The sequence below is a fragment of the Curtobacterium sp. B8 genome (genome assembly GCF_000333315.1).
Classification (GTDB): domain Bacteria; phylum Actinomycetota; class Actinomycetes; order Actinomycetales; family Microbacteriaceae; genus Curtobacterium; species Curtobacterium luteum.
This window is the reverse complement of sequence record NZ_BACW01000078.1, coordinates 1-2,825: the sequence shown is the minus strand read 5'-3', so window position 1 is coordinate 2,825 and position 2,825 is coordinate 1. Positions and strand designations below refer to the sequence as shown.

Genomic DNA, 2,825 nt, shown 5'->3' with positions numbered 1-2,825 from the left:
CCGCGGATGTTCGAGATCGACGGCGTGGAGCTCGAGTTCGAGCGGGGCGCGCTCGAGGCCATCGCGGACCTCGCGGTGCTCCGACAGACCGGTGCTCGGGGTCTGCGGGCCATCCTCGAAGAGGTCCTCGGCCCGGTGATGTTCGACGTCCCCTCGGACGACGACGTGGCACGCGTGGTGATCACCCGCGAGTCGGTGCTCGAGAACGCCGCGCCGACGATCGTGCCGCGGCCACGCGCGAAGCGCATCGAGAAGTCCGCGTAGCCGGACGCTGCCGACGCCGGACCGCCCGCGCAGCGGCGCGCACGCGCGCCCGTGCGCTCACACGTACGCGCCCGCACAACCAAAGTCACCTCGCACCACGGTGATCCGTAGTGCGAGGTGACTTTGGTTGTGCGCTGGCGACTCGCACCGCGGCCCGCGCGCGGGCCCGCGGGCGCGGCCCGCGGCCCGCGCCCGCCCCGCGCGCTACTCGAGCCCGCGGCGCCGCAGCAGCGGCCCGACCTCGGCATCGCGCCCGCGGAAGTCCCGGTACGCCTCGAGCGGATCCTTCGACCCACCGACGCGGAGCAACCGCGACGCGAACCGCGCGCCCGCCTCACGCGAGAGGCCCCCGTTGTCGCGGAACCACTCCACGGTGTCGGCGTCGAGCACCTCGGACCAGATGTACCCGTAGTAGCCGGCGTCGTACCCGCCCGAGAACGTGTGCGCGAAGTACGTCGACGAGTACCGCGGCGGCACGGCCTCGACCGCGATGCCCGCATCCGTCAGGGCCTGACGCTCGAACGCCTCGACGTCCGTGACCGCAGCGGCCGCGTCAGCCGAGAGTCGGTGCCACGCCTGGTCGAGCAGCGCTGCCGCGAGGTACTCGGTCGTGGCGAAGCCCTCGTTGAACCCCTCGGACTCGCTCAACCCCAGGACGAGTTCCGGGGGCAGCGGCGCCCCGGTCTCGTGGTGCTTGGCGTAGTTCGCCAGGACGGACGGCCACGACACCCACATCTCGTTGACCTGCGACGGGAACTCGACGAAGTCCCGCTCGACGTTCGTGCCCGAGAAACGGGGGTAGGTCGTCCGCGCGATGAGACCGTGCAGGGCGTGTCCGAACTCGTGGAAGAGCGTCTCGACCTCGTCCTGGATCAGGAGCGTGGGGGAGCCGGCGGCGGGCTTCGCCACGTTGAGGTTGTTCACGACGACGGGCAGCGTGCCGAGCAGCGCGGACTGCTCGACGACCGGGTTCATCCACGCTCCGCCGCGCTTGCCGTCCCGCGTGTACAGGTCGAGCAGGTAGAGGCCCACCTCCTCGCCGTCGGACCCGCGCACCTCGAACACCCGGACCTCGTCGTTGTACCCGTGCAGGTCGGGACGTTCGGTGAAGGTGAGGCCGTACAGCTCGCCGGCCGCGTGGAAGACGCCGTCGTGCAGGACCCGGTCGGCCTCGAAGTACGGGCGGAGCGCCGAGCTGTCCGCCGCGAACTGCTCGCCGCGCAGGAGCTCGGTCGCGTACGCCCAGTCCCACGCCTCGACCTCGTGCCCGAGGACCCGGGCGCGGACCTCGCGCTCGTCGTCGGCGTTCCGGGCGGCGGCACCGACCAGCGACGAGAGCAGCCCGTCGACGGCCTCGGGGGTCCCCGCGGTCTCGTCGGCGGTCACGACCGCTGCGTGGTTCGGGAAGCCGAGCAGCTCGGCGCGCTCGGCGCGGAGCCGGACGATGCGGAGCAGGACCTCGCGGTTGTCGTGCTCGTTGCCGCGGCGGCCGCGGGAGAGTGACGCCTCCATGATCCGCTGCCGCAGGCTCCGGTCCGTGAGCGAGCCGAGCCACGGGTGCCCGGTGTAGAGCGGCAGCGTGATGAGCCAACCGTCGAGGCCGCGGTCTGCTGCGGCGCCGGCTGCCGCGGACTTCGCGCCGTCGTCGAGTCCGGCGAGTTCGTCCTCGGAGCTGACGTGCACGGCGAGGTCGTTCGTGTCCTCGAGCAGGTTCCGCTCGAACGTCGTGGTCAGCGTCGAGAGTTCCTGGTTGATCGCGGTCAAGCGCTCCTTGCCCGTGTCGTCCAGCCCGGCACCGGCGAGCGTCATCTCGGTGTGCGTGCGCTCGACGAGCCGGCGGTCCTCGTCGGTGAGGTCCGTCCGGTCGTCGAGGCCCGCACGGACCGCGTCGATCCGCGCGTAGAGCCGGCCGTCGAGGGTGATCGCGTCAGTGTGGGCGGCGAGGAGCGGCGAGATCTCGGCCTCGAGGTCGTGCAGCTCGGGCGTCGAGTCGGCCGACGACAGCGTGAAGAACACGTGGCTCACGAGGGCCAGTCGCTGCCCCGAGCGCTCCAGGGCCACGAGCGTGTTCTCGAAGGTCGGCGCGTCCGGGTTCGTGGCGATCGCCTCGACCTCCGCTCGTTGCTCGGCCGTGCCCGCGTCGAACGCGGGGCGGAAGTGCTCGAGCCGGACGTCGGTGAACGGCGGGAGGGCGTAGGGGAGGGTGCTCGGTTCGTCGAACGGGGTTGCCATGCCGCCACCCTACGGACTGGAGGCGCGGTGCGGGCCCGCCCCGCGCCTCCCGTCCGGTCCGTGGTCGCGCCTCAGGCGCGCGTGGCCGCGTCGATGAGGGTCGCGGCGGCGCGTCGCGCGTGCGTCGCCGATGCGCTGTCGCCCGCGATCGCCGCGGTGGTCTGGGCGCCCTCGGCGAGGAGCGCCAGCTGGGCGGCGAGTTCCTCGGCCGCGACCCGGTCCGGCACGACCTCGGCCGCGAGCCCGGCGACGTACTCCTGGAACGACTCCTTGTGCTCCCGGGCGATCCGGGCCACCGTCGGCGAGGTCGAGCCGAGCTCCCGAACGCG

Annotated in this window: 1 protein-coding gene and 2 pseudogenes; 1 reads left to right on the top strand and 2 read right to left on the bottom strand. The window is 72.8% G+C overall.

Translation table 11 applies throughout. The annotated features are described in order from the left end of the window. A pseudogene (locus tag I59_RS02120) lies at nucleotides 1-264 on the top strand (ATP-dependent Clp protease ATP-binding subunit ClpX); the annotation flags it as partial. Between the two features lie 204 nt (nucleotides 265-468). Here the strand turns inward: I59_RS02120 and I59_RS02115 are convergent. After that, nucleotides 469-2,496, bottom strand: coding sequence for a M3 family metallopeptidase (locus I59_RS02115; RefSeq protein ID WP_022902462.1), 2,028 nt, complete (start codon nucleotides 2,494-2,496; stop codon nucleotides 469-471). A gap of 71 nt (nucleotides 2,497-2,567) precedes the next feature. Further along, a pseudogene (locus I59_RS02110) lies at nucleotides 2,568-2,825 on the bottom strand (TetR/AcrR family transcriptional regulator); the annotation flags it as partial.